The sequence below is a fragment of the Citrobacter braakii genome (assembly GCF_009648935.1).
Classification (GTDB): Bacteria; Pseudomonadota; Gammaproteobacteria; order Enterobacterales; family Enterobacteriaceae; genus Citrobacter; species Citrobacter braakii.
The window spans coordinates 1,364,189-1,382,496 of the sequence record NZ_CP045771.1 but is presented as its reverse complement, the minus strand read 5'-3'; the positions used below and the strand labels follow the sequence as shown (position 1 = coordinate 1,382,496).

At 53.2% G+C, this 18,308-nt stretch carries 22 protein-coding genes and 1 pseudogene; 7 read left to right on the top strand and 16 right to left on the bottom strand.

Features of this window, described 5'->3' with window-relative positions; genetic code table 11:
* Positions 1-45: 45 nt before the first annotated feature.
* The 7 genes from rpsG to fkpA form a co-directional block, all read right to left on the bottom strand.
* Complete coding sequence (rpsG, locus tag GFC06_RS06355; RefSeq protein WP_016154763.1) at positions 46-516, bottom strand: 30S ribosomal protein S7; 471 nt, start codon at positions 514-516, stop codon at positions 46-48.
* A gap of 95 nt (positions 517-611) precedes the next feature.
* On the bottom strand, positions 612-986 hold the full coding sequence (gene rpsL, locus GFC06_RS06350; RefSeq protein ID WP_003023654.1) for a 30S ribosomal protein S12: 375 nt from the start codon (positions 984-986) through the stop codon (positions 612-614).
* Between the two features lie 125 nt (positions 987-1,111).
* Positions 1,112-1,399, bottom strand: a complete 288-nt coding sequence (gene tusB / locus GFC06_RS06345) for a sulfurtransferase complex subunit TusB (protein WP_016157620.1) — start codon at positions 1,397-1,399, stop codon at positions 1,112-1,114.
* Positions 1,400-1,406: 7 nt separating this feature from the next.
* Positions 1,407-1,766, bottom strand: a complete 360-nt coding sequence (gene tusC, locus GFC06_RS06340; RefSeq protein ID WP_153689958.1) for a sulfurtransferase complex subunit TusC — start codon at positions 1,764-1,766, stop codon at positions 1,407-1,409.
* On the bottom strand, positions 1,766-2,152 hold the full coding sequence (tusD, locus tag GFC06_RS06335) for a sulfurtransferase complex subunit TusD (RefSeq protein ID WP_047501481.1): 387 nt from the start codon (positions 2,150-2,152) through the stop codon (positions 1,766-1,768). The genes tusC and tusD overlap by 1 nt, the downstream gene beginning before the upstream one ends.
* Positions 2,152-2,874 (bottom strand): helix-turn-helix transcriptional regulator, encoded by a 723-nt coding sequence (locus GFC06_RS06330; RefSeq protein WP_003023643.1) that lies wholly within the window; start codon positions 2,872-2,874, stop codon positions 2,152-2,154. Before GFC06_RS06330 ends, tusD begins: the two co-directional genes overlap by 1 nt.
* A gap of 167 nt (positions 2,875-3,041) precedes the next feature.
* Complete coding sequence (gene fkpA, locus GFC06_RS06325) at positions 3,042-3,860, bottom strand: FKBP-type peptidyl-prolyl cis-trans isomerase (RefSeq protein ID WP_016154767.1); 819 nt, start codon at positions 3,858-3,860, stop codon at positions 3,042-3,044.
* Positions 3,861-4,092: 232 nt separating this feature from the next.
* Here fkpA and GFC06_RS06320 point away from each other — a divergent pair, with 232 nt between their 5' ends.
* Positions 4,093-4,311: a protein SlyX gene (locus GFC06_RS06320; RefSeq protein ID WP_003023639.1), complete on the top strand. Its 219-nt coding sequence runs from the start codon at positions 4,093-4,095 to the stop codon at positions 4,309-4,311.
* A gap of 50 nt (positions 4,312-4,361) precedes the next feature.
* On the opposite strand, the gene slyD is transcribed toward GFC06_RS06320, so the two are convergent.
* From slyD to kefG, 4 genes are all read right to left on the bottom strand, one after another.
* Positions 4,362-4,967 (bottom strand): peptidylprolyl isomerase, encoded by a 606-nt coding sequence (slyD, locus tag GFC06_RS06315; protein WP_003023634.1) that lies wholly within the window; start codon positions 4,965-4,967, stop codon positions 4,362-4,364.
* Between the two features lie 94 nt (positions 4,968-5,061).
* Complete coding sequence (locus GFC06_RS06310) at positions 5,062-5,262, bottom strand: YheV family putative zinc ribbon protein (protein WP_016154768.1); 201 nt, start codon at positions 5,260-5,262, stop codon at positions 5,062-5,064.
* Between the two features lie 8 nt (positions 5,263-5,270).
* Complete coding sequence (kefB, locus tag GFC06_RS06305; RefSeq protein ID WP_043018546.1) at positions 5,271-7,076, bottom strand: glutathione-regulated potassium-efflux system protein KefB; 1,806 nt, start codon at positions 7,074-7,076, stop codon at positions 5,271-5,273.
* Positions 7,076-7,627, bottom strand: a complete 552-nt coding sequence (gene kefG, locus GFC06_RS06300) for a glutathione-regulated potassium-efflux system ancillary protein KefG (RefSeq protein WP_016154770.1) — start codon at positions 7,625-7,627, stop codon at positions 7,076-7,078. The genes kefB and kefG overlap by 1 nt, the downstream gene beginning before the upstream one ends.
* Before the next feature lie 132 nt (positions 7,628-7,759).
* Between kefG and GFC06_RS06295 the strand changes: the two genes are divergently transcribed.
* From GFC06_RS06295 to GFC06_RS06280, 4 genes and pseudogenes are all read left to right on the top strand, one after another.
* The gene (locus GFC06_RS06295; protein WP_153689957.1) at positions 7,760-9,661 is read left to right on the top strand and encodes an ABC transporter ATP-binding protein; all 1,902 of its coding nucleotides are present in this window, start codon (positions 7,760-7,762) and stop codon (positions 9,659-9,661) included.
* A gap of 104 nt (positions 9,662-9,765) precedes the next feature.
* Positions 9,766-10,834 (top strand): annotated as a pseudogene (locus GFC06_RS06290) (hydrolase).
* A complete protein-coding gene (locus GFC06_RS06285) occupies positions 10,831-11,049 on the top strand; it encodes a YheU family protein (RefSeq protein WP_003023615.1) in 219 nt (72 codons plus the stop codon). Before GFC06_RS06290 ends, GFC06_RS06285 begins: the two are co-directional and overlap by 4 nt.
* A 53-nt stretch (positions 11,050-11,102) precedes the next feature.
* Entirely contained in the window at positions 11,103-11,972 is an 870-nt protein-coding gene (locus GFC06_RS06280; protein ID WP_003827751.1) for a phosphoribulokinase, read from the top strand.
* A 93-nt stretch (positions 11,973-12,065) separates the two neighbouring features.
* Here the strand turns inward: GFC06_RS06280 and GFC06_RS06275 are convergent, their stop codons facing one another.
* Positions 12,066-12,473 (bottom strand): OsmC family protein, encoded by a 408-nt coding sequence (locus GFC06_RS06275; protein WP_016154773.1) that lies wholly within the window; start codon positions 12,471-12,473, stop codon positions 12,066-12,068.
* A gap of 308 nt (positions 12,474-12,781) precedes the next feature.
* Between GFC06_RS06275 and crp the strand changes: the two genes are divergently transcribed.
* Both crp and GFC06_RS06265 read left to right on the top strand, forming a co-directional pair.
* On the top strand, positions 12,782-13,414 hold the full coding sequence (crp, locus tag GFC06_RS06270; protein ID WP_000242758.1) for a cAMP-activated global transcriptional regulator CRP: 633 nt from the start codon (positions 12,782-12,784) through the stop codon (positions 13,412-13,414).
* Positions 13,415-13,465: 51 nt separating this feature from the next.
* Positions 13,466-15,553, top strand: a complete 2,088-nt coding sequence (locus GFC06_RS06265) for a YccS/YhfK family putative transporter (protein ID WP_016154774.1) — start codon at positions 13,466-13,468, stop codon at positions 15,551-15,553.
* Positions 15,554-15,595: 42 nt separating this feature from the next.
* Here GFC06_RS06265 and argD read toward each other — a convergent pair whose 3' ends face one another.
* The 4 genes from argD to GFC06_RS06245 form a co-directional block, all read right to left on the bottom strand.
* Positions 15,596-16,813, bottom strand: a complete 1,218-nt coding sequence (gene argD / locus GFC06_RS06260) for a bifunctional acetylornithine/succinyldiaminopimelate transaminase (protein ID WP_153689956.1) — start codon at positions 16,811-16,813, stop codon at positions 15,596-15,598.
* 85 nt (positions 16,814-16,898) lie between these two features.
* A complete protein-coding gene (gene pabA / locus GFC06_RS06255) occupies positions 16,899-17,462 on the bottom strand; it encodes an aminodeoxychorismate synthase component 2 (RefSeq protein ID WP_047501474.1) in 564 nt (187 codons plus the stop codon).
* A 31-nt stretch (positions 17,463-17,493) separates the two neighbouring features.
* On the bottom strand, positions 17,494-18,096 hold the full coding sequence (locus GFC06_RS06250) for a putative adenosine monophosphate-protein transferase Fic (protein WP_153689955.1): 603 nt from the start codon (positions 18,094-18,096) through the stop codon (positions 17,494-17,496).
* A complete protein-coding gene (locus GFC06_RS06245) occupies positions 18,086-18,253 on the bottom strand; it encodes a YhfG family protein (protein WP_016157626.1) in 168 nt (55 codons plus the stop codon). The genes GFC06_RS06250 and GFC06_RS06245 overlap by 11 nt, the downstream gene beginning before the upstream one ends.
* Positions 18,254-18,308: the final 55 nt, after the last annotated feature.

The following is an 18,308-nucleotide window of genomic DNA, read 5'->3' as shown; positions in this document are numbered from 1 at the left end:
CTGCTTACTAGAAGCGCCCGCCTGGTGACTAAAACTCCGAAGGGATTACCAACGGTAGTGTGCGAACGCCTTGTTGGCTTCTGCCATACGGTGAACGTCTTCACGTTTCTTAACTGCAGTACCTTTGTTTTCTGCAGCATCAGAAAGTTCGTTCGCCAGGCGCAGAGCCATGGATTTATCACCGCGTTTACGAGCAGCTTCAACGATCCAACGCATTGCCAGGGCATTACGGCGAACCGGACGGACTTCAACTGGAACCTGATAAGTAGAACCACCAACGCGGCGAGACTTAACTTCGACAGTCGGACGCACGTTTTCAAGGGCTACTTCAAAAGCTTCCAGGCCATCTTTACCAGAACGCTGAGCCAGGGTCTCCAGCGCGCTGTATACGATGGTTTCTGCAGTAGATTTTTTACCATCTACCATCAGGATATTTACAAATTTAGCCAGCAGCTCTGATCCGAACTTAGGATCCGGCAGAATTTTACGCTGACCAATGACGCGACGACGTGGCATGGGAATACTCCGTTGTTAATTCAGGATTGTCCAAAACTCTACGAGTTTAGTTTGACATTAATATAAAACGTTTGGCCTTACTTAACGGAGAACCATTAAGCCTTAGGACGTTTCACGCCATACTTGGAGCGTGATTGCTTACGGTCTTTAACGCCGGAGCAGTCAAGCGCACCGCGAACGGTGTGGTAACGAACACCCGGGAGGTCTTTTACACGACCGCCACGGATCAGGATCACGGAGTGCTCCTGCAGGTTGTGACCTTCACCACCGATGTAGGAAGTCACTTCAAAACCGTTAGTCAAACGCACACGGCATACTTTACGCAGTGCGGAGTTTGGTTTTTTAGGAGTGGTAGTATATACACGAGTACATACGCCACGTTTCTGCGGGCATGCTTCCAGTGCAGGCACGTTGCTCTTTGCAACTTTGCGTGCGCGTGGTTTGCGTACCAGCTGGTTAACTGTTGCCATTAAATAGCTCCTGGTTGTAGCTTTCGCTTCGTAAACACGTAATAAAACGACCTCATACAATATGAGGACGCAGAATTTTAGGTCGGTGTCGAAAAGGTGTCAAGAAATATACAACGATCCCACAATTACCAGGACATCTGGCTGGGATGCTTCACCGTAAGTCTGACGAAGTCAGTATAGCTAACCCTGACGACACTGTCTGAAATTTGACCACCTAAGCCGCGAGCTTTAATGTCTTCTTCCAGTACATAGACCTTAATGGAGGCATTTTGCAGACTTTCAAGGAAACGGCTTCCTTCTATTGCCGCGGTCACGCCATCCTGAAGCAATAAAAGTTCATCGTCTTTATCAATCAGGCGAAGAAGAGAGGAGAAATCGGTAAGCCACGCGGAACGATGTAATGTGTGCAGCATGAGTATCTCAAAACCTTAAAATGACGTCATAGTTGCCTAGCTCACGGCGTAAATCTTCCGGTTCTAACGCTGTCGCATCGACCACAAAATCCCCCCCCTGCTGGAGGCCCCGCTCGCGTAATGAGGCGGCACAAAGCCAACATTGATCGATATCGTACAACCCTAACAGCTTGAAGGTTGCGATATAGTCGCGAGCCAGCACGACATCCGGCTGTTGTCCCTGGAGGATTTGAAAAACGCCATCGCCGATAAAAAATACGCCGAGGTCTTCCGTTAACGCCGATGTCGCCAGTAAGGCATCTAACCCTTCGCGGCCAGACGAACTGCCATGCGGCACGGTAGAAAAGACAAAAGCAACACGTTTCATTAAAACTGCACCACGCGATCGCAGGTCAGGGATGCCTCAGCCAGCGAACCCAGCCCGCTGAGGTTAAAACCTGATTGTAAATTAGCCCCTGCCAGTCCCAGTCGCTTCGCTTCTGTTTCATCAACGACGCCGCGACGCAGCGCCGCAGCTACGCAGATATTCAGCGTCACGCCATGCTGCTGGTTCAGCTGTTGCCAGGCCCGCACCAGATCATATTCATCACTGGCAGGTGAAGTCAGGAAGTTGGCGTTATACACACCTTCACGATAGAAAAAGACGCTGCATAGGTCATGCCCTTCTTTGAGTAACGCATGAGCAAATTGCAACGCGCTGCTCGCCTGCTGCGTGCCATAAGCTGGCCCCGTCACCATAATGGCAAAACGCATTACTTGTCTTGCCCCTGGAAATCGCCGCTTTTGAACTGACGAATATAGAGGTAAACCGTGTGCTTGGAGATGTTCAGCCGATCGGCGACCTGGTTAATGGCATCTTTAATATCGAAGATACCTTTCTCATACAGATTCAGGACAATCTGGCGATTCTTGGCATTGTTGGAAACATTACGATCGGCATTCACTTCTTCAATCGTGAATTCCAACGTTTGGGTAACCAGGTCTTCCACCGAAGAAGCGAAGTTAACGGCAGAACCCACTTCCGGGGTTTCCGGTGGGATAAAGGTATTCATTATCTGCGAGAATGGAACATCAAGGTTCATGTTGATGCACAGCAGACCAATCACGCGATGCTCACGGTTGCGAATGGCAATCGTCACCGACTTCATCAAGACACCGCTTTTCGCACGTGTGAAGTAACACTTCGACACGCTGCTATCCGCACCCGTCATATCATGCAGCATACGCAACGCAAGGTCAGTAATCGGCGAGCCAATTTTGCGGCCCGTGTGTTCACCGTTAGCAATGCGGATGGCCGAGCATTTCAAATCCTGCAAAGAGTGCAATACGATTTCACAATGGGAACCAATGAGCATCGCCAACCCGTCCACAACCGCTTCGTAGGATTTGAGGATATCGAAATCGGTTTGATCGAAAGGACGTTGATCCAGTAAATCTAGCTCACTGGTTTCGTTGGTTAAAAGCGACCTGGACATGAAAAAAAGCACTCCTTTTCAGGAGCCTGTCGTTATGTTGTCAGGGCAGGCTCATCACTATTATAGGGGCATCTAAAGTAATACAGCGCACAAGGCGCTTTCCAGTATTAATTATATCCTGTCGATAATAAAAAACCGCCGCCCTGTGGGCGGCGGTATCTGGTTACTTACTTTTTGCTGCTGTCCGCAGCTTTAGCTGCCGGTGCAGCATCTGGCTGCGCATCGGCTTTCGGTGCCGGTTTGATGTCTAACAGTTCAACATCAAAGACCAGCGTAGAGTTAGCCGGAATGCCCGGTACGCCGGTTTTGCCGTAAGCCAGATCCGGCGGGATAACCAGCTGGATTTTGCCGCCTTTCTTGATGTTTTTCAGGCCTTCGGTCCAGCCCGGGATAACACCGTCAAGACGGAAAGAGAGCGGCTCACCGCGGGTATAAGAGTTATCAAACTCTTTACCGTCAATCAGCGTACCTTTGTAGTTGACTACCACGGTATCGCTATCTTTCGGTGCAGCGCCGGTACCTTCTTTCTCTACTTTATAGACCAGGCCAGTAGAAGAGGTTTTAACGCCCTTCTCTTTAGCAAATTTCTCGCGGTAAACTTTACCTTTGGCTTCATTGTCAGCCGCGTCTTTTTCCATTTTCGCCTGAGCGGAGCTCTTCACGCGTGCTTCAAACGCCTGCAGAGTTTGTTCGATTTCCTGGTCAGACAGTTTGCTCTTGTCTGCAAACGCATCCTGAACGCCAGCGATCAGCTGATCTTTATCCAGTTTGATGCCCAGTTTTTCCTGCTCTTTCAGAGAGTTTTCCATATAACGACCCAGGGACGCGCCCAGCGCGTAAGCGGCTTTTTGGTCGTCATTCTTGAATGCTGCTTTGCTGTCAGCAGTAGCGGCTGGTTTCGCAGCGTCAGCAGCGAAGGTGATCGGGGCATGCAGAGCAACAGCCATTGTGGTCGCCAGCAGCGTTACTTTAAACAGTGATTTCATCCATATCTCCAGGGCCGGGGCATCTCACCCCAAGGTTAGCTAACATAAAAATGTACTATAAAGCGTTGCAGAACAAATCAACATACGGGCACGCCCTATTATCACCACTTTTCAGACTCTTTTTGTTTAAATTAGTTTCGTGACCGAAGATTGAGTGCTGTGCAAACAGGCAAAGTTAAGTAGAATTCGCCGCAGTCCGCGATCTGCCGGAGAAAAAAGAAAGAGGTGAATCATGCAGGATACAACAATGGAAACTCGCCTGGCTGAACTGGAAAGTCGCCTGGCATTTCAGGAGATAACCATTGAAGAGCTCAACGTGACGGTGACCGCGCATGAACTGGAAATGGCAAAACTCCGCGACCATCTGCGTTTATTGACGGAGAAGCTCAAGGCAACGCAGCCGTCCCACATCGCGTCGCAGTCTGAAGAGACCCCGCCGCCACATTATTGAGACATAAAAAAAGCGGGATATTCCCGCTTTTTTTTTATGCCGTATAACGATTAGTGGCAACCGCAACCGCCGCCGTTACCTTTACCGCCACCGCCGCAGCAGCCTTCGCCACCGTGCTCGTGACCATGGTCGTGACCGTGACCACCGCAGCAACCGTCATGACCGTGGTCATGATCGTGGTCGTGACCGTGCGCACCGTGAACGTGGCCGTGAGCCAGCTCTTCTTCGGTCGCTTCGCGGATAGCGACAACTTCTACGTTGAATTTCAGATTCTGGCCAGCCAGCATGTGGTTACCGTCAACCACAACGTGGTCGTCTTCCACTTCGGTAATTTCTACCGGTACTGGACCCTGGTCAGTTTCGGCCAGGAAACGCATGCCAACCTGCAGTTCATCAACGCCCATGAAGACGTCTTTAGGAACGCGCTGCACCAGGTTTTCGTCGTACTGACCGTATGCGTCGTTTGCGCCAACAGCAACATCGAATTTGTCGCCAACTTCATGACCGTCCAGCGCTGTTTCCAGGCCAGAAATCAGGGAACCGTGACCATGCAGGTAGTCCAGCGGTGCACTCACCGGAGACTCATCAACCAACACACCGTCTTCTGTACGTACCTGATAGGCCAGGCTGACCACCAGGTCCTTTGCTACTTTCATGATATCTCCTGAGCATGGAAAGAATAGTGGCGCAGATTGTAGCGGAATTCTGCACCCGTGTACCCTCTAGCTTAAAAAAAGCTGCGCCATATCGCTAGTCCGGATGAAAAATCCCGATCACTTGCTCTTCTTTGCGAACGTGCTCGCGCGCCTCTTTATCCGCTTCCCGCATCTGATGACCGCACTTAACACACTCAACAATATCGATATTATTTTCGCGCCACATCGCCAGCGTATCCTGCGCCTGGCAGGACGGACATTTTGCGCCTGCGATAAAACGTTTACGAATTGCCATGGTTACCTCTACTCAAATTCATCCCAGCCATCCAGCTGACGTCGCTCTTGCTGCATCTCTCGTTGGAAAATCTCCTCAAGCTCGCGCCGGGCTTCCCTGGCTCGGGAGATTTGTACCGTATCCGTGTGCATGGGGATCAGTTCCCGCAACATGCGCATATCCAGCCGCCGAAAATGCAGCTGAGCGCGCTGAGCCTGGTGCGGATGCATCCCTAGCGTAACCAGCGTTTTTCGCCCTAACTCCAGCGCACTGGAAAATGTTTCGCGGGAAAACTGCGTCACACCAGCCTGTAATAACTCATGCGCCTCTACACGTCCGCGCGCACGCGCAAGAATATGCAAATGCGGAAAATACTGTTGGCACAGCTCCACCAGCTTCATAGTGTCTTCAGGTTCATTACAGGTAATAACAATAGACTGTGCGGCTTCTGCACCCGCGGAACGCAACAGATCCACCTGCGTGGCATCACCGTAATAGACCTTATAGCCATATTTGCGCATTAAATTCACTGCGCTGATATCTCTTTCCAGGACGGTAATACGCATTTTATTGGCCATCAACAGACGACCAATAACCTGACCAAAGCGCCCGAAACCCACCACAATCACCTGCGGTTTATCATCTTCCACCCAGGGTTTTTCATCTTCTTCATCCGTGCCGTTAAACTGGCGGGAGAGCCATTTATCAATCAACTTCATCACCAGCGGTGTGGTCATCATCGACAGCGTGACGGTCACCAACAACAGCGCCATTTGGTCACCCTGAAACAGCCGTTGGGAAGAGGCCGTTGAAAACAGCACGAAAGCGAATTCACCGCCCTGGCTTAAAACCCCGGCAAACTGCATCCGTTCTGAGCTTCTCATGCCGTTAAGACGCGCCAGTACATACAGCACCAGCATTTTTACTACCACCAGCACTATCACGCTCGCCGCCACCCACAAAATATGGGTATAGAGCACGCCAAGGTTAAGCGACATACCTACGGAGATAAAAAACAGGCCAAGCAACAAGCCTTTAAACGGATCGATTGCCGTTTCCAGCTCATGTCGGTATTCGCTTTCCGCCAGCAGAACGCCCGCGATAAAGGTCCCCAGCGCCATCGACAGACCCAGCGCATCCATAAATAAAGCAGAACCCAACACTAACAGCAGCGTGGCGGCGGTGAACACTTCCCGCACGCCAGAATCCGCAATAAAGCGGAAAACCGGACGCAGCAAATAACGTCCACCTATCAGCATGCCGGCAAAGGCCAGCACCTTCATCCCCACTTTGATCCAGTCAAAATGTTCGTCAGCAGACCCCGCCAGCAGCGGAACCAGCGCCAACGCGGGGATCACCGCCAGATCCTGAAATAGCAGCACCGAAAAGCCCAGTTGTCCGGATTCACTGCGATTCATGCCTTTTTCGCGCATCAACTGTAGCGCCATAGCGGTGGATGACATCGCCAGACCAATGCCGCCAACCACTGCCGCCTGCCAGGAGAACGCTGTAAGCATCAGTAGCCCTGCCAGCACGACCGCACTTAGCATCACCTGCGCGGCGCCGACGCCAAAAATTGAACGCCGCAATTGCCACAATTTGGCTGGATTAAGTTCCAGCCCAATGATGAACATCAGAAAAACTACGCCCAGTTCGGAAAAGTGTAAGATTTCATCCACATCGCTGATGAACCCTAATCCCCATGGGCCAATAGCAATCCCCGCCAGCAAGTAACCCAGCACCGGACCGATACCCAGCTTTGAGGCCAGCGGAACGGCAGCCACCGCCGCGAAGAGGAACAACACGCCGGCAGTCAATAAATCAGAACCTTCCATCAGCGGCCTCCCACAGGGATCGGATTCGCCAGCCAGTCACCATACGCTTTCGCATGGCTGTCCAGCTCCTGTTTCGTTTGCCGTCTGGCCCAGTAGACAATGATAGGGCTCATCCAGTGCATGCGGCACATACCGGCCGTTAGCTCAAAAGGGCGCAGTACATCGCTCATTGGATAACGGTTTAGCGCGTCATAGCGGTAGGCGCTTTCCGGCTCGCCGGTAGTGATAACGCTCCGCCAGTACTTTCCCGCCAGTTGATTCCCCCCGGGGCCGCTGGCAAATCCTCGGCTCAGTACACGGTCAAGCCACTCCTTTAACAACGCCGGGCAGCTATAGGTGTAGAGCGGATGCTGAAAAACAATCACATCATGCTCGCGCAGCAGCGCCTGCTCATGCGGAATGTCGATAAAAAAGTCAGGATAGTGCGCGTACAGGTCGCGCACGGTAACATTGCTGAGCTGCATGGCCGGTTTAAGCAGTACCCGGTTCGCGACCGAGTCCTGAGATTCCGGATGGGCATACAGCAGCAAGACTTTCGCTGGCTGGAACATCATCCCCCTCCCGGTTTTGTCTTTTGTCTATTTTCGACGTTTTGGGCTACCATTGCGCCTCGGTGCGGCAAATGGCCCACACATTACATTATCATAATGATAAATTAACATAGTCTGAACATACGGCGCCTTATGATTGTTTTCTCATCGTTACAAATTCGTCGCGGCGTGCGCGTCTTGCTGGAAAATGCCACGGCCACCATTAATCCAGGGCAGAAAGTTGGCCTGGTAGGTAAAAATGGCTGCGGTAAATCTACCCTGCTGGCATTGCTGAAAAATGAACTCAGCGCCGACGCCGGAGGATTTACCTATCCGGGAAACTGGCAGCTCGCGTGGGTTAATCAGGAAACGCCTGCGTTGCCACAGCCGGCGTTGGAGTATGTGATTGACGGCGACCGCGAGTATCGTCAACTGGAAGCACAGTTGAACGATGCCAACGAACGTAACGATGGACATGCCATTGCCACCGTCCATGGCAAGCTGGATGCCATCGACGCCTGGACTGTGCGCTCACGCGCCGCCAGCCTGCTGCATGGCCTCGGTTTCTCCAACGAACAGCTTAAACGTCCCGTCAGCGATTTCTCCGGTGGCTGGCGTATGCGTCTCAACCTGGCTCAGGCGCTGATTTGCCGTTCAGACCTGCTGCTGCTCGATGAACCGACCAACCACCTCGATCTCGACGCGGTGATCTGGCTGGAAAGATGGCTGAAAAGCTATCAGGGCACGCTGATTTTGATCTCCCACGACCGCGACTTCCTCGATCCGGTGGTGGATAAAATTATTCATATCGAACAGCAAACGATGTTCGAGTACACCGGTAACTACAGCGCGTTTGAAATCCAGCGTGCGACCCGCCTCGCACAGCAACAGGCAATGTACGAAAGCCAGCAGGAGCGCGTGGCGCATCTGCAAAGCTATATCGATCGTTTCCGCGCTAAAGCCACCAAAGCAAAGCAGGCGCAGAGCCGTATCAAAATGCTGGAACGCATGGAGCTGATTGCCCCTGCGCACGTGGACAACCCGTTCCACTTCAGCTTCCGCGAGCCGGAAAGCCTGCCGAACCCACTGTTAAAGATGGAAAAGGTCAGCGCCGGCTACGGCGATCGCGTCATTCTCGATTCGATCAAACTGAATCTGGTACCGGGGTCTCGCATCGGCCTGCTCGGACGCAACGGCGCGGGTAAATCTACGTTGATTAAGCTGCTGGCCGGCGAACTGGCCCCCATCAGCGGCGAGATTGGCCTGGCAAAAGGCATCAAGCTGGGTTACTTCGCACAGCACCAGCTGGAGTTTTTACGCGCCAATGAATCACCTATTCAGCACCTGGCGCGCATGGCGCCGCAGGAGCTGGAGCAGAAACTGCGAGACTACCTCGGCGGATTCGGCTTCCAGGGCGATAAAGTCAGCGAAGAGACTCGCCGCTTCTCCGGTGGTGAAAAAGCGCGTCTGGTGCTGGCATTGATCGTCTGGCAGCGCCCGAACCTGCTGCTGCTTGATGAACCGACCAACCACCTGGATTTGGATATGCGTCAGGCGCTGACCGAAGCGCTGATCGATTTCGAAGGCGCGCTGGTTGTGGTCTCGCACGACCGTCACCTGATTCGCTCCACTACCGATGACCTCTATCTGGTGCACGACAAGAAAGTCGAGCCGTTTGATGGCGATCTTGAGGATTATCAGCAGTGGCTGAGCGATGTGCAAAAACAGGAAAACCAGAGCGACGAACCGGCAAAAGAGAGCGTTAACAGCGCCCAGGCACGTAAAGACCAGAAGCGTCGCGAAGCTGAACTACGCACCCTGACGCAACCGCTACGTAAAGAGATTACCCGTCTGGAAAAAGAGATGGAGAAACTGCACGCACAGCTGGCACAGGCGGAAGAAAAACTCGGCGATAGCGAGCTGTACGACCAAAGCCGCAAAGCCGAACTCACGGCATGCTTGCAGCAGCAGGCCAGTGCGAAATCCGGACTGGAAGAGTGCGAAATGGCCTGGCTGGAGGCTCAGGAACAGCTTGAGCAGATGCTGGCCGAGTAATCATGAGTGCCGGATAAGGCGAAGCCGCCATCCGGCACTATAGCCGATGATTGCCTGCTGACTGACTCGCGACAAAATCACATATTGGCTAACCCGCACGCGCTGTGCGCGGTATAGTTATTCTTTCCGATTATTAATTGCTCTGGTGTTATGGTTGAAATCACGTCCACAGAAATAACTCCACCTACCGACGATTCGCGAGAATTCCGCCCGATGCGCGGTATCAGTAACCGCCATCTGCAGACGATGCTGCCGCGTTTAATTCGCCGCAAGGTGAAGTTCGACGCCCACTGGCAGCGTCTGGAATTGCCCGACGGTGATTTTGTCGATCTGGCATGGAGTGAAGATCCGCAACAGGCGAAACACAAACCGCGCCTGGTGGTTTTTCACGGTCTGGAAGGCAGTCTGAACAGCCCGTACGCACATGGCCTGATTGAAGCAGCGCAAAAGCGCGGCTGGCTGGGCGTGGTGATGCATTTTCGCGGCTGCAGCGGCGAACCCAATCGTCTGAACCGTATTTATCACTCCGGTGAAACAGAAGATGGCACCTGGTTTTTACACTGGCTGGCACGTGAGTTCGGTCGCGTGCCGACCGCGGCGGTAGGCTATTCGCTCGGTGGAAACATGCTGGCCTGCCTGCTGGCAAAAGAAGGTACTGAGATTCCAATTGATGCCGCGGTTATCGTTTCCGCGCCTTTCGTGCTGGAAGCCTGTAGTTACCATATGGACAAGGGATTCTCCCGGGTCTATCAGCGCTACCTGCTAAACCTGTTGAAAGCCAATGCCTCGCGCAAGCTAGAGGCATATCCAGGCTCGCTGCCGGTGAGTCTGGGCCAGTTGAAATCTCTGCGTCGCATTCGCGATTTTGACGATCTGATCACCGCAAAAATCCACGGTTTCGCCGATGCTATAGACTATTACCGTCAGTGTAGCGCTATGCCGTTGCTCAACCAGATCGCCAAACCCACGCTGATTATCCATGCCAAGGACGATCCGTTTATGGATCATCACGTGATCCCTAAACCGGAAAATCTGCCCTCACAGGTAGAGTATCAACTGACGGAACACGGCGGCCACGTCGGATTCATTGGCGGTACGGTGCGCCGTCCTGAGATGTGGCTGGAATCCAGAATCCCGGACTGGCTGACAACGTATCTGGAGGCATCATCATGATCATCCCCTGGCAAGACATCTCCCCGGACGCGCTGGACAATCTGATTGAAAGCTTTGTCTTGCGCGAAGGCACCGATTATGGTGAACATGAACGCTCGCTCGAACAAAAAGTCGCCGACGTCAAACGCCAACTCCAATCTGGTGAAGCCGTGCTGGTATGGTCCGAACTGCATGAAACGGTCAACATTATGCCGAGGAAGCAGATTCACGAGTAATCCGTAGCCGACGGCCGACTATAATAAAAATTCAACCTATTCATGGAGTTGTTATGTCTGCCAAACATCCGGTGATTGCGGTAACAGGGTCCAGCGGCGCGGGGACCACCACCACCAGCCTCGCGTTTCGTAAAATTTTCGCGCAGTTAAATCTGCGCGCCGCCGAGGTGGAAGGTGACAGTTTTCATCGTTATACCCGTCCGGAAATGGACATGGCGATTCGCAAAGCGCGCGATGCCGGGCGGCATATCAGCTATTTCGGCCCCGAAGCTAATGACTTCGGTTTGCTGGAGCAAACCTTCATCGAATACGGCCAGACGGGCAAAGGTCAGTCGCGAAAATATCTGCACACCTACGATGAGGCCGTACCGTGGAATCAGGTTCCGGGTACATTTACGCCCTGGCAGCCGCTGCCTGAACCGACGGATGTACTGTTCTATGAAGGACTGCACGGCGGCGTCGTAACCCCACAGCAAAACGTGGCCCGGCATGTCGATCTGCTGGTTGGCGTAGTGCCGATCGTGAACCTGGAATGGATTCAGAAGCTGACCCGCGATACCAGCGAGCGGGGACACTCGCGCGAAGCGGTGATGGACTCAGTGGTGCGCTCAATGGACGATTACATCAATTACATTACGCCGCAGTTTTCCCGTACGCATATTAACTTCCAGCGCGTACCGACCGTTGATACCTCCAACCCCTTTGCCGCCAAAAGTATTCCATCCCTGGATGAAAGCTTTGTCGTGATTCATTTTCGGAACCTGGAAGGGATCGACTTCCCGTGGCTACTGGCCATGCTGCAGGGATCATTCATTTCCCATATCAATACGTTGGTTGTTCCGGGCGGGAAAATGGGTCTGGCGATGGAATTGATTATGCTGCCGCTGGTCCAGCGACTGATGGAAGGCAAAAAGATAGAGTAAGGTGTTATTTTGCCGGATGGCGGCTGATGCCTTATCCGGCCTACGCGTTTATATCCTGTAGGCCTGATAAGTGAAACGCCATCAGGCATGACATCACGAAGCAGCAACCACTTCATAGGAGTGGGTAATGTTCACCGCCTTTTCCAGCATCAGCGCCACGGAGCAATATTTTTCCGCAGAGAGATCGACTGCGCGCGAAACGGACGCATCTTTCAGATCGTTACCCGTTACGATGAAATGCAGGTTGATGTGGGTAAACAGGCGCGGCGCTTCATCACGACGCTCTGAGGTCAGTTTCACTTCGCAGTTGGTCACATCCTGACGACCTTTTTGCAGGATCGAAACCACATCAATTGCGCTGCAACCGCCCGCAGCCATTAATACCATTTCCATCGGGCTCGGCGCTTTATCACCGGAGTTACCGTCCATCAAAATTTGGTGACCAGAGGCGGACTCACCGAGGAAGGTTAACCCCTCAACCCACTTTACACGCGCTTGCATATTTCGTAACTCCAATGTTTCAATTTTCCTGACAGATTACGCGTACATAACAATTCTCGCAACGGAAGGCGACCTGCGTCATGCTGAAGCGAGACACCAGGAGACACACGGCGAAAGCTATGCTAAAACAGTCAGGATGCTACAGTAATACATTGACGTACTGCATGTATGCAGAGGACATCACATTACAGGCTGCAGTTAATTTTTGACAGCCCCTTTCCCAGGTAGCGGGAAGCATATTTTTGCAAACCCAGAGGCAGCGTCGTTTTCTGGCTCTGGAGACAGCTTATAACAGAGGATAACCGCGCATGGTGCTTGGCAAACCGCAAACAGACCCGACTCTCGAATGGTTCTTGTCTCATTGCCATATTCATAAGTACCCATCGAAGAGCACGCTGATTCACCAGGGTGAAAAAGCGGAAACGTTGTATTACATCGTTAAAGGCTCAGTGGCAGTGCTGATCAAAGATGAAGAAGGGAAAGAAATGATCCTTTCTTATCTGAATCAGGGCGATTTTATTGGTGAATTAGGCCTCTTCGAAGAAGGTCAGGAACGTAGCGCTTGGGTACGTGCCAAAACCGCATGTGAAGTCGCTGAAATTTCCTACAAAAAATTTCGCCAATTAATCCAGGTCAACCCGGATATTCTGATGCGCCTGTCTTCACAGATGGCTCGTCGCCTGCAGGTCACGTCTGAAAAAGTCGGCAACCTTGCCTTCCTCGACGTAACGGGTCGTATCGCGCAGACTCTGCTGAATCTGGCGAAACAGCCTGATGCGATGACCCACCCGGACGGCATGCAGATTAAAATCACCCGTCAGGAAATCGGCCAGATCGTTGGCTGCTCCCGTGAGACCGTTGGTCGTATTCTGAAGATGCTGGAAGATCAAAACCTGATCTCCGCACACGGTAAGACCATCGTCGTCTACGGCACCCGTTAACCCCATCGAAGTGGCGCGTTACTCAGTGATGCGCCACTTTTGTTTACACCGATGTGGCGAAGACTGATATACCACCCAGAGATCAACTACGCACTACGGCAGACGCTGGTGCTATGTTTACCTGTGGCTGTTGGTCTGATCATCGGTCAGCTTCATCTGGGACTCCTCTTCTCCCTGGTCCCTGCCTGCTGCAACATTGCTGGTCTTGATACCCCGCATAAGCGCTTTTTCAAACGTTTAGCTATTGGCGCGTCTTTGTTTGCCGGTTGCAGTCTGATCATGCAGTTGCTGCTGGCACAGGCCATACCGCTGCCGCTTATCCTCACCGGACTGACGCTGATTCTTGGCGTAACCGCCGAGCTAAGCCCTCTGCATGCCCGACTGTTACCGGCCTCACTTATCGCCGCGATTTTCACGCTAAGCCTGGTCGGGAACATGCCCGTCTGGGAACCGTTGCTGATCTATGCGCTGGGCACGTTATGGTACGGCCTGTTCAACTGGTTCTGGTTCTGGATGTGGCGCGAGCAGCCGCTCCGTGAATCGCTCAGCTTGTTGTACCGTGAATTAGCCGATTACTGTGAGGCCAAGTACAGCCTGCTGACCCAGCATGCCGATCCGGAAAAAGCGCTACCTCCCCTGCTGGTTCGCCAGCAGAAAGCGGTGGATCTGATTACCCAGTGCTACCAGCAAATGCATATGCTGTCGGCGCATCGCAACAACGATTACAAGCGCCTGCTGCGTGCCTTTCAGGAGGCACTGGACTTGCAGGAGCATATTTCCGTCAGCCTCCACCAGCCGGAAGAGGTGCAAAAGCTGGTCGAACGTAGCCACGCCGAACAGGTGATTCGCTGGAATGCGCGCACCGTCGCCGAACGCCTTCGGGTACTGGCCGATGATATTTTGTATCACCGCTTGCCGACCCGTTTCTCGATGGACAAGCAGATTGGCACGCTGGAGAAAATCGCCAACCAGCATCCGGACAATCCGGTGGGACAATTTTGCTACTGGCACTTCAGCCGTATTGCCCGCGTGCTACGCACCCAGCGACCGCTGTACGCCCGAGATTTAATGGCAGACAAGCAGCGTCGGTTGCCGCTGATCCCGGCCCTGAAAAACTATCTGTCGTTGAAATCGCCGGCGCTGCGTAATGCCGGACGCATCAGCGTCATGCTGAGTATCGCCAGCCTGATGGGCAGCGCTTTACACCTGCCAAAGCCTTACTGGATTTTGATGACGATCCTGTTCGTCACGCAAAATGGCTACGGAGCAACCCGGGTACGTATTTTACACCGTTCAGCAGGAACGCTCGTTGGACTGGTCATTGCCGGGGTCACCCTGCACTTCCATATTCAGGAAGGTTACACGCTGGCAGGCATGCTGCTGATTACCCTGGGTAGCTATCTGATCATGCGCAAAAACTACGGCTGGGCTACCGTCGGTTTTACGGTCACGGCGGTATACACCCTGCAACTGCTGACGCTGAACGGAGAACAGTTTATCGTGCCGCGGTTTGTCGATACGGTTATTGGCTGCTTAATCGCCTTTGGCGGTACACTCTGGCTGTGGCCGCAGTGGCAGAGCGGCCTGCTGCGTAAGAACGCCCATGATGCGTTAGAAGCCGATCAGGAGGCCATTCGCCTGATCCTCAGCAACGATCCGCAGGCCACGCCGCTGGCGTACCAACGCATGCGGGTCAATCAGGCGCATAACACGTTGTTCAACTCACTGAACCAGGCGATGCAGGAGCCAGGATTCAACTCGCACTACCTGGCGGACATGAAACTGTGGGTCACGCACAGCCAGTTCATCGTCGAGCACATCAACGCGATGACCACACTGGCAAGGGAACACACAATGCTGACGCCGGATTTAGCGCAGCGGTATCTGGAATCCTGTGAAATTGCGCTCCAGCGCTGTCAGCAGCGGCTGGAATATGACGGACCGGGAAGCTCAGGCGATGTGAATATTCTCGAAGCGCCAGAGATGCTATCCCACGGTCCGTTAAGCACCCTTGAGCAGCATCTGCAACGGATACTGGGGCATCTGAACACCATGCACACCATTTCGTCGGTAGCATGGCGTCAGCGACCGCACCACGGAATCTGGCTGAGCCGCCGTCTGCGGGACATGAAAGGTTAAGATCGACTGCCGGATGCGCTGTGCTTATCCGGCAACAGGTAATCAGGCAACGACTTTCGCTACCGCTTGTGCGAAACGCTGCATCCCTTCATCGATATCCGCCTGCTCAACTACCAGCGACGGCGCGAAACGCATCACGTCCGGTCCGGCGTTGAGTACCATCACCCCTTCGTACGCGGCGGCATACAGGAAATCGCGCGCCCGGCCTTTAAACTGCGGCTTCAGCTCGGCGCCAATCAGCAGCCCCATCCCGCGAATCTCGCTGAAAATGTCGAACTGTTGATCAATCTTGTGCAAATGCTGGACAAACGTCTGACGTTTGGCCTGAATACCTTCCAACACTTCCGGCGTGTTGATGATATCAAACGCGGCCCCCGCAACTGCGCAGGCCAGCGGATTGCCACCGTAAGTGGAACCGTGCGAACCCACATGAAATGCGGAGGCAATCTCTTGGGTGGTCAGCACCGCGCTCACCGGGAAGCCTCCGCCGAGGGCCTTCGCGCTGGTGAGGATATCCGGCGTCACGCCGTAGTGCATATAGGCAAACAGATCGCCGGTACGGCCCATCCCGCTCTGCACTTCATCCAATACCAATAGCGCCTGGTGTTGGTCGCAAAGTTCACGCAAACCTTGCAGGAATTCCGGCGTTGCCGCGGTGACGCCACCTTCCCCCTGAATAGGCTCAACCACCACCGCACAGGTGTGATCGTCCATCACCGCTTTGACCGCATGCAGATCGTTAAACGGTACATGGATGATATCCGCTGGTTTTGGTCCAAAGCCGTCAGAGTATTTCGGCTGCCCGCCGACGGACACGGTAAACAGCGAACGACCGTGAAACGCATTGTGGAAGGCAATGATTTTGGTTTTGAACGGGCTATGGCGCACGCAGGCATAGTGGCGCGCCAGCTTAAAGGCGGTTTCGTTAGCTTCGGTACCCGAGTTCATGAACAGCACGCGCTCGGCGAAGGTCGCATCAATGATTTTACGGCCCAGGCGCAACGCCGGTTCATTGGTGAAAACGTTGCTGGTATGCCACAGGGTTTCACCCTGGGTTTTTAACGCCTCCACCAGGGCCGGATGGCAATGCCCTAGTGCAGTAACTGCAATGCCGCCCGCGAAATCAACATACTCTTTGCCCTGTTGATCCCAGACTCGACTCCCTTTTCCTTTTACCGGGATAAACTCAGCCGGTGCATAAATCGGCAGAATCACTTCATCGAATGTCGCGCGCGTAATTGCAGTTTGTTCAGTTGCCATGTCATTGCCACCCTGTTAAGCAGAAATGTTAGTGAAATTATAATCACAAAATATGAATAAAAAATCACTGAATAGCAACCACAAATCACCGGTTGAGGAAATTAGCCAGCAGTTGATGCCCCTGTTCGCTGAGAATACTCTCCGGGTGAAACTGCACCCCTTCCATATCCCACTCGCGGTGACGAATGCCCATAATCTCCTGCGTTTCACTCCAGGCCGTCACCTCAAAGCAGTCAGGAAGCGTCGCGGGGGCAACCACCAGAGAATGGTAGCGCGTCACCGTTAATGGGTTGGCGAGCCCCTGAAAAACACCCTGCCCGTTATGCGTAATTGGCGAGGTTTTACCGTGCATCACTTGAGCTGCCCGAACCACTGTCGCGCCAAAGGCCTGCGCCATAGCCTGATGTCCCAGACAAACACCCAGCAGGGGTGTCTTGCCCGCGAAATGACGAATAACATCCAATGAGATCCCAGCGTCATCCGGCGTGCAGGGGCCTGGGGATATTACGATTTTTTGCGGGCTTAGCGCGTCGATTTGCGCCAGCGTCAGTTCGTCGTTGCGCCTGACAAGGACATCAGCGCCCAGTTCGCAGAAGTATTGGTACAGGTTCCAGGTAAAAGAATCATAGTTATCGATAAGCAGGATCATGGCGGCTCCGGTACATAAGAACCGCGCTATTCTACTCAGTTTCCGGGGCTTCGCTTACCACTTTACGAAATATCGCCCGAAGCGTAGACAGGTCACCCATCGCCCCACTCTGATTAGCCAGGTTCCACTCCTCAACCGGAATGTCATCCCAGCTCAATATATACCCAGCATGAATCGCTAACTGTTCGAAGAAAATTCGCTGCGCCAGACCGCTGCCAATACGAAACGGATGCAGCACGTTGATTTCGCAATAATAGTGCGCAAGACGATCCACAAACTTATCTTCCGGTAACCCCACCAACCAGGACTCGTCTTCCAGGTCCTGCATCAACACATTGCCCTCTTTCTCGATATAAGCGAAATGGCAAAAGCGGGTCTCGCCCTGGTAAATATCCACTTCTCGCAGATGTCCCGCCCAGTCAAAAATATCCCGATACAGTTGGCGATGAATGGCGCACAGATGCGGCAAGCCCCGTTTAAGCGGGCCTAATTCGATAGTGGCCGCACGCAGCGCCGTCAGTTCATACGCCGCCTGCGCCAGGCGCTGTGCCTGATGAATCCCCAGACGGTTACGCATGACATTCAGGCCCGGATACAAATAGGGATCGCGTCCATCACCGAATTTATCGCTCATAGTGCCCCCTCAACTCTTCAAGACGCGCCAGGGCGTCTTCCGTGCTCAGAGTCACCCGTGGAATATCCACGCCTTCCAGCCGCCGACTGGCCTGGAAATTGGCATTTCGCCGTTGTTCCCAGAGTCTGGACTTTTGTTTATCGGTGAGTTTTTTCACGTGACCTCCCTGAATGAGCCGACACTTGCCACAAGTATAAGCGGCAATTTCAGGT

Coding starts and splice junctions, on each gene's coding strand:
- tusB (WP_016157620.1), bottom strand. CDS start 1,399: ATGCTGCACACATTACATCGTTCCGCGTGGCTTACCGATTTCTCCTCT.
- fkpA (WP_016154767.1), bottom strand. CDS start 3,860: ATGAAATCACTGTTTAAAGTAACGCTGCTGGCGACCACAATGGCTGTT.
- GFC06_RS06320 (WP_003023639.1), top strand. CDS start 4,093: ATGCAGGATACAACAATGGAAACTCGCCTGGCTGAACTGGAAAGTCGC.
- tusC (WP_153689958.1), bottom strand. CDS start 1,766: ATGAAACGTGTTGCTTTTGTCTTTTCTACCGTGCCGCATGGCAGTTCG.
- crp (WP_000242758.1), top strand. CDS start 12,782: ATGGTGCTTGGCAAACCGCAAACAGACCCGACTCTCGAATGGTTCTTG.
- kefG (WP_016154770.1), bottom strand. CDS start 7,627: ATGTTCCAGCCAGCGAAAGTCTTGCTGCTGTATGCCCATCCGGAATCT.
- argD (WP_153689956.1), bottom strand. CDS start 16,813: ATGGCAACTGAACAAACTGCAATTACGCGCGCGACATTCGATGAAGTG.
- rpsG (WP_016154763.1), bottom strand. CDS start 516: ATGCCACGTCGTCGCGTCATTGGTCAGCGTAAAATTCTGCCGGATCCT.
- GFC06_RS06265 (WP_016154774.1), top strand. CDS start 13,466: ATGTGGCGAAGACTGATATACCACCCAGAGATCAACTACGCACTACGG.
- GFC06_RS06295 (WP_153689957.1), top strand. CDS start 7,760: ATGATTGTTTTCTCATCGTTACAAATTCGTCGCGGCGTGCGCGTCTTG.
- GFC06_RS06285 (WP_003023615.1), top strand. CDS start 10,831: ATGATCATCCCCTGGCAAGACATCTCCCCGGACGCGCTGGACAATCTG.
- GFC06_RS06250 (WP_153689955.1), bottom strand. CDS start 18,096: ATGAGCGATAAATTCGGTGATGGACGCGATCCCTATTTGTATCCGGGC.
- slyD (WP_003023634.1), bottom strand. CDS start 4,967: ATGAAAGTAGCAAAGGACCTGGTGGTCAGCCTGGCCTATCAGGTACGT.
- GFC06_RS06275 (WP_016154773.1), bottom strand. CDS start 12,473: ATGCAAGCGCGTGTAAAGTGGGTTGAGGGGTTAACCTTCCTCGGTGAG.
- tusD (WP_047501481.1), bottom strand. CDS start 2,152: ATGCGTTTTGCCATTATGGTGACGGGGCCAGCTTATGGCACGCAGCAG.
- rpsL (WP_003023654.1), bottom strand. CDS start 986: ATGGCAACAGTTAACCAGCTGGTACGCAAACCACGCGCACGCAAAGTT.
- kefB (WP_043018546.1), bottom strand. CDS start 7,076: ATGGAAGGTTCTGATTTATTGACTGCCGGCGTGTTGTTCCTCTTCGCG.
- GFC06_RS06310 (WP_016154768.1), bottom strand. CDS start 5,262: ATGGCAATTCGTAAACGTTTTATCGCAGGCGCAAAATGTCCGTCCTGC.
- GFC06_RS06330 (WP_003023643.1), bottom strand. CDS start 2,874: ATGTCCAGGTCGCTTTTAACCAACGAAACCAGTGAGCTAGATTTACTG.
- GFC06_RS06280 (WP_003827751.1), top strand. CDS start 11,103: ATGTCTGCCAAACATCCGGTGATTGCGGTAACAGGGTCCAGCGGCGCG.
- pabA (WP_047501474.1), bottom strand. CDS start 17,462: ATGATCCTGCTTATCGATAACTATGATTCTTTTACCTGGAACCTGTAC.